The sequence below is a fragment of the Paenibacillus sp. Soil787 genome (assembly GCF_001429545.1).
Lineage (GTDB): Bacteria > Bacillota > Bacilli > Paenibacillales > NBRC-103111 > Paenibacillus_E.
This window is the reverse complement of record NZ_LMSP01000012.1, coordinates 669,068-675,589: the sequence shown is the minus strand read 5'-3', so window position 1 is coordinate 675,589 and position 6,522 is coordinate 669,068. Positions and strand designations below refer to the sequence as shown.

4 protein-coding genes are annotated in these 6,522 nt (G+C 43.1%); 2 read left to right on the top strand and 2 right to left on the bottom strand.

Translation table 11 applies throughout. From position 1 onward, the window contains the following. Positions 1-516: 516 nt before the first annotated feature. A complete protein-coding gene (locus ASG93_RS15660) occupies positions 517-1,641 on the bottom strand; it encodes an IS110 family transposase (protein WP_056833424.1) in 1,125 nt (374 codons plus the stop codon). Between the two features lie 1,108 nt (positions 1,642-2,749). Next, positions 2,750-4,663 (bottom strand): S8 family peptidase, encoded by a 1,914-nt coding sequence (locus ASG93_RS15655; protein WP_056833422.1) that lies wholly within the window; start codon positions 4,661-4,663, stop codon positions 2,750-2,752. Positions 4,664-4,836: 173 nt separating this feature from the next. Between ASG93_RS15655 and ASG93_RS15650 the strand changes: the two genes are divergently transcribed. Both ASG93_RS15650 and ASG93_RS15645 read left to right on the top strand, forming a co-directional pair. Beyond that, complete coding sequence (locus ASG93_RS15650; protein WP_047672319.1) at positions 4,837-5,337, top strand: YpuI family protein; 501 nt, start codon at positions 4,837-4,839, stop codon at positions 5,335-5,337. A gap of 77 nt (positions 5,338-5,414) precedes the next feature. Continuing rightward, positions 5,415-6,509, top strand: a complete 1,095-nt coding sequence (locus tag ASG93_RS15645) for a glycoside hydrolase family 15 protein (RefSeq protein ID WP_056833420.1) — start codon at positions 5,415-5,417, stop codon at positions 6,507-6,509. Positions 6,510-6,522 lie beyond the last annotated feature (13 nt).

The window sequence follows — 6,522 nt, the reverse complement described above, 5'->3', positions numbered from 1 at the left end:
AGTGCGCTGATATGAACGAAACCTGCAACTCCTAGCACGGAGTTCCTTATTTCGGCATCACCAAAGTGAGCCTGTCAAGCGTTCTTCTTTACAGGCGGTCTTTCTTTTCATACTGGATCCTTGGTCCGGCTGATCATGCCGGACCCTGCCTTACGGCGAGTAATGGGGTGCAGGGGGCGTGCTCCCTGCATTCTTTTTTGTTTGAAGTGATGCTTACAAGGCTACATTCCTTGGCACGAAGGCAAAATGGRATTTGGCGCCGGCTGGCACGCTGATATACGTGGATTCTCACAAGTTAATAGATACGACCAGAGAGTAGCCTGCTAGCTATTGACGTGCATGAAGCTTCCTATTTTCTGGAGCTTTGTACAAACGCACTTCGCGGATTTTCTCTCTGCCTTGCTTAGTTACTTTGCCTTCGAGCCAAAGAATGTAATTCATGTTAACCATCGAACCTCGGGGCATCAAACCTTTCTGACGATTTTATGCTATGACAGGAGGGTATTGTAATTAAACCTAAGCGGTTGCTTTTTTTTGTTTGTCCATCTCTTTTGCAATAGCCCAAATGAATCCCAACAGTTCTCTGGCTACTGCTGTCGTAATTGTGCCTCTGTGCTTTCCTTTTGCKGACAAGCGTTTATATTTGAGATTAAGCCTTTTTTGTGCGTTCCACGAGATTTCTTGAATTTCAGGACTCAGTCCATCTAACCGTTCTCGAAGCGCTCTTCGTATGGCGGGCGAGTGGCGATAGCTCCAAGCGGCCTCGATCAMAACTCTGCGGATATGTGCGTWGCCGGCTTTGGTAATTCCGCCTTGCCAGCGGCTGCCTCCGCTTGAATGTTCTCTAGGCACTAACCCTGAATAAGACATCWACAGCTGTGGATGAGGAAAACGTCCCGCGATGTCCCCTAGTTCTGCGGCTAGTGTTGTCGCCGTAATAAGTGCAACGCCCCGCAGAGCCTGTAAGGCTTTGATCATGGGTGACTGGCAACCTGATGTTGCTTGCTTCTCCATCTCTTTTTCGTAGCGCTGAATGCGCTGAACGGCTTCCCGAATGTTGTTGCGATATTYCTGAAAAACGATATCTTCGCATTCTCGCTCAAAGCGCAGTGTATCCAGCCATTCTTCATGAGCAAAGCTCCAGGGTTTCTTTCCCTGTGGAAGTAGCAACTGATGCCGAAGCAAAAATTTCAATAATCTTTGCCGGCTGCGATTCTGATCTTCTACCGCATCTTCCCTCGCTCGAACCAAGTCTCGGAGTGCCTCGTCTTCGGTTGAAGGTACATAGATGACGGTTAATTCTTTCGCTCGCCAAAGCTGGGCCAGGCGGATTGCATCTTTTTTATCTGTTTTAATTCTTGTATTTCCTGTTAACGCAGCAGTCGGGGCTACGACACTACATTCAACGAACAATTCCAGGAACCAACGACGTAGGTCAAATCCAGTAGGTCCTGCTTCGTAACAAACATCTAACTTAACGTCGCCTTCTTTTGTTAATTGTCCGATAAGCTTTCGAACCGCTTCTTTTGTGTGCGGAATACTTCCCCAATATCTTGGAGTTTCCCGGCCTTCATCTGCAATGGCAAGAACAATTTTATCCTTGGATACGTCTAAACCTACATATTTYACGGCAATACTCATAGTAAACCGACTCCTTTTGTGTTTAGCTCTGATTTTGAAAGATTGGGTTGTTTTCTTGATACATCCATTCTTCACAAAATTAATCTACGTTACGCAAAGTGGCAGTCGGTTTCGTTCATTATAACTATTTNCTCTGATTTTGAAAGATTGGGTTGTTTTCTTGATACATCCATTCTTCACAAAATTAATCTACGTTACGCAAAGTGGCAGTCGGTTTCGTTCATTATAACTATTTAAGCTAAATTAGCCTGTTTAGCTGCCTATACGGAACTACAATCACTTATTTCCCCTTTCAAGAGCAGCATTTCAGCCAAAAGAGGCATATTAGCGAATCGACGTTCCCTCAGCTACCAAAAAGGCAGCAAAATTGATAAATAGCGAATCGTAGTTCCCTCTCGCTTTTCGTCGAGGATATGCAAGTCATCGATCCTGTTGAAGGGAAGGTCAGTGCGCTATTTATGCAAAATTAGCCTGTTTAGCTGCCTAGACGGAACTACAATCACTTATTTCCCCTTCAAGAGCAGCATTTCAGTCAAAAGAGGCATATTAGCGAATCGACGTTCTCTCTGATCACTAAAAAGGCAGCAAAATTGATAAATAGCGAATCTTAGTTCCCTCTCGCTTTTCGTCGAGGATATGCAAATCATCGATCCTGTTGAAGGGAACGTCAGTGCGCTATTTAAGCTAAATTAGCCTGTTTAGCTGCCTAGACGGAACTACAATCACTTATTTCCCCTTCAAGAGCAGCATTTCAGCCAAAAGAGGCATATTAGCGAATCGACGTTCCCTCTGCTCACCAAAAAGGCAGCTAAATTGATAAATAGCGAATCGTAGTTCCCTCTCGCTTTTCGTCGAGAATATGCAAGTCATCGATCCTGCTGAAAGGGAACGTCAGTGCGCTATTTATGGTAAATTAGCCTGTTTAGTTGCATAGAGAATAGCTTTTTAGGTAAATTCATACGAATAAGAGCCTTTAGAAGCGTCTATTTCCACAAAAATTGTTTGCAGTGGTTAAATAGGAGTCCCTAAAGACCCTTATTTAACTTTGATGGCATCCACCAATAAAAAAACGGTTGATCAGCACAGAGGCTGACCAACCGTTTCACAACTAATAAGCATACTTTTTAGTAATAAGATGCATTTGACGAGATAGAATTTGCGGAAAGTAAGAAACTGGCTTTGAGCTTTGTTCGGCCATTTGAACAGCTTTAACGACATCTATTAATCCGAAACCGAAATATTTGTCTCTGCCTTTGGTACCAAGATCTTGTGCGGATTGTTTAATGATTTCGTAAACTTCCGTGTTTTTCAAATTAGGATTCGTAGAACGAACCAAGGCAGCCAAAGCAGTGACATGAGGGCTAGCCATTGAAGTACCCGATAACGCGGCATATTGATTATTAGGATACGTACTTGCGATACTGACACCAGGAGCCGTCACTGCAATATAGTCGCCATAATTCGAAAAGGGTGCCTTGTTATTTTGAGAATCACTCGCGGCTACAGCTAATACTTCCGGATAAGCGGCTGGATAGCCAGGTCTTTCTGTATTATCGTTACCGCTCGCCGCGATGAGTGCCACATCTTTATTATAGGCATATCGGATGGCGTCGTGAAGAAAGCTTGAATCCGCATAATTGCCAAGACTAAGATTCATGACTTTAGCGCCATGGTCGGCAGCCCAAATGATTCCTTGCGCAACAGAATAGGTACTGCCTGCTCCTGTTTGGTCTAATACTTTGACCGGTAATACTTTGTTATACCATGTCATACCAGCAACGCCTAGATTGTTGTTAACTAATGCAGAAATGACACCTGTGACATGTGTACCATGTCCGACATCATCCTGCGGGTTGTCATTATCGCTGATAACGTTATAGCCAGGTAAAAGTTTATTGCTCAGATCAGGGTGCTTCAAGTCAGCTCCTGTGTCGACTACAGCGACAATTACGTCTTGCGAGCCACGTGTTAATTGCCAGCCTTGAACAGTCTCAATTAAGGGCAGGTTCCATTGATATTTACTGTATAAATTATCATTAGGCATAAAATTAGTCGTTATATCTGTTGCTGTCGATGTCGATGTTCCCGAATCTGTTTGACTGGAATCATCTTTATTCGAAGCGTCTTGATCGTCATAATAATCATTTGTTAAATAGAGGAAATGAGGCTCCACATAGACGACATCCCATTTCTTGAAATAAGCCATTAATGCTTTGGTTTCCATGCTTTGCGTGCGAAATACATACGTATAACCAAGTTTTTGGGCGGAAATGGCTTTTATTTCGTTTTTGATTTGTGTCAGCTGAGTCTCCGTTGGATCCTGCTTGAAGCGGACCACAACTTCATTTTGATGATAATGGCTGGTTCCTTGATTATCCTCAGGATGAACGACAACTTTATCTTGTAAAGTGTCCGTATCCACAGACTCAACTTTCCAACGATTTTCGCTAGGGTAAGGCTCCAGACGCAAGTTTTTCAACTGGTGATCAGTAACTTGATAAAGGACATCCTGGTGGATAACACCTACGAGCGAGCTGTCTTTATTCGTAGCAGGAGTGCCCTGAACGAAATAAATGTGCTGCGCCGCGCCGAATTTAGGTGATTGATAATGTTTTCCTTCATCGACGGCTGCTTTAGCTTCCTTTAAATAAGAAGTGGCCTGTTCTTTATAAGAATTTGGCATTTCACCTACTGTAATCCCTTTTTCCAGTGGTTGATTTTGTTTTGACCAAATAAGCACATCCATTTTTTCATGTTCTTTTTTCATTTCATTGAGCACTTTTAATGCTGGCTCTCCGCTTTCAATTTTGCTGAGCATTCGTGAATAATCAATGGAACATTGGCTTCTACATAGATCATCAGTCAGTTTTACGTCCTGTTCCAATAATGCTAGCTTGGATGTTGTTTCATAAGTTGTACTGTACACTTCGGGGCCAGGTTGGTTCTCTTTATTGGAATGGTGTGGGAAAAGGATAATGCCTAAACCAAGAACTAAAGTCATAGATGACAGGTAACGCCACATAAACAGCTCCTCCTTCTAAACTTGCTTCGTATTCCGCTGACGAAACGATTTACCTTTGACTAGGTTGAGGAGAGGAGGATTGTTTTATACATGGAAACTGGCGTTTTGCATATACCACTTCGGGTTAATTTATGGTAGGATAGGAATAGCGCAATTATAGGAGGTCTTCATAAATGGCTGTTTTTAATGTGAAAAATATTTGTGATTCAACGCGTACGAAGTTAAAAGAAACGACTGCCAAAATGGAGCTGTTTCTGAATCAAAATTCGCTCGCACAGTTAAATGTGGAGAACGATCCTGCTATGGATGAGTTTTACCGCGGTTATTTGCAGGATACTCGCCATCTATTAGTCTTTTGTGAAGTGGCTTATGAGAAATTGGGCGTTAGCTTGAGACGTCCTACTTTTAATGTGGATTTTTCGGAAAAAGTACTGTATGAGGTTTATCATACTTGCGTCAATACATTTTTCTACCCTAAAAATGAATGCTATTCCGAAGATGGTCGCTATGCTTATACTGGACAAGATGCTATTCGTTTCCGCAAAAAGCCTTCACGTGAAGTGCGTGATTTGACGATTGACCTGTCCAAAGTATTCGAGGAACTTCGTGAAGATCTGTCTTACTATGAAACAGACTACATCACTCAACGTCGTATGCAAGGCGAAAAAGTATAATTTTAATCGGATTGGCAAATACAAGAAGGGATGCGACTATAAGCGCATCCTTTTTCTTTTAAAAGGAGAGTTGGTACATGGAGCGTGAACAATTAATCAAGAGCAGTATCTCGATTATTAAGCTGAATCAGCACCCTAGCGGGGGTTACGTAGCTTCACCGTTATTCCCGCCTTACTCTTACAGTTGGCTCAGAGATGGGACTTTTATCGCGAATGCGATGGATCGCTCTATGGAAACCGAAAGTGCTGAGCTTTTCTATCGTTGGGTACATCATGTTTTGAAGGACAAGCAACCGCGTGTGGAAGCATTAATTCGTAAACAGGAAGCCAAAGAATGGATAGATCGTTCTGAATTTTTTGGAACACGTTATCATTTAGATGGCCGCGATGACGTATCAGAGTGGGGACATTTTCAACTGGATGGTTATGGTGCATGGCTTTGGGGGCTTACGGAACATATTCGTATAACAGGTCATTCTGCACTCTTGGATGAGTTGCGGGATAGTATTGAGATAACCGTTGATTATTTGATGACGTTCTGGCATTTTCCGAATTTTGATTGTTGGGAAGAATTTCCTGACTACGTTCATCCGGCCACATTAGCTTGCGTATATGGCGGTTTAAAGGCACTTGGTGAACTAGAGAATCGTCCTCCATTACTTGAGAAAGCGGACTTGATTAAAAAGTTTATTATGGATCATGCCGTCTATGAGGGGCGTTTCGTTAAATCCATTCATTGCTTAGGAGAAGTATGGCAACCAGCTTTAAATGGTGTGGATGCAAGTCTGTTGTGGTTAGCTGTCCCGTTCGGCGTCTGTGAAGTTAATGATCCAATTATGTTGAAGACGGTACAAGCTATTGAAGCTGACCTCAAGCATGAAGGCATCCAAAGATATGTAGAGGATCGCTACTATGGAGGCGGAGAATGGCTGCTGCTAACTGCATGGTATGGATGGTACCAAGCGGAGCTTGGTAATCGTGAAGAGGCTCAGCGATGCTTAGATTGGGTAATGAGTAAAGCGGATAAGCTGGGTCGATTGCCGGAACAAGTAGCTGAAAGTCTTAGAGATCCCTCATCTTATCCGGAATGGATTGCCAAATGGGGAGAGCCAGCAATCCCTCTGCTGTGGTCTCAAGCGATGTTCTTGGTGCTTTCTGACAGCTTAAAATAAGCATAGTTCACCC

Bases quoted from the DNA above. Each gene is read 5' to 3' on its own strand.
- ASG93_RS15645 (WP_056833420.1), top strand. From the start codon at position 5,415: ATGGAGCGTGAACAATTAATCAAGAGCAGTATCTCGATTATTAAGCTG.
- ASG93_RS15655 (WP_056833422.1), bottom strand. From the start codon at position 4,663: ATGTGGCGTTACCTGTCATCTATGACTTTAGTTCTTGGTTTAGGCATT.
- ASG93_RS15650 (WP_047672319.1), top strand. From the start codon at position 4,837: ATGGCTGTTTTTAATGTGAAAAATATTTGTGATTCAACGCGTACGAAG.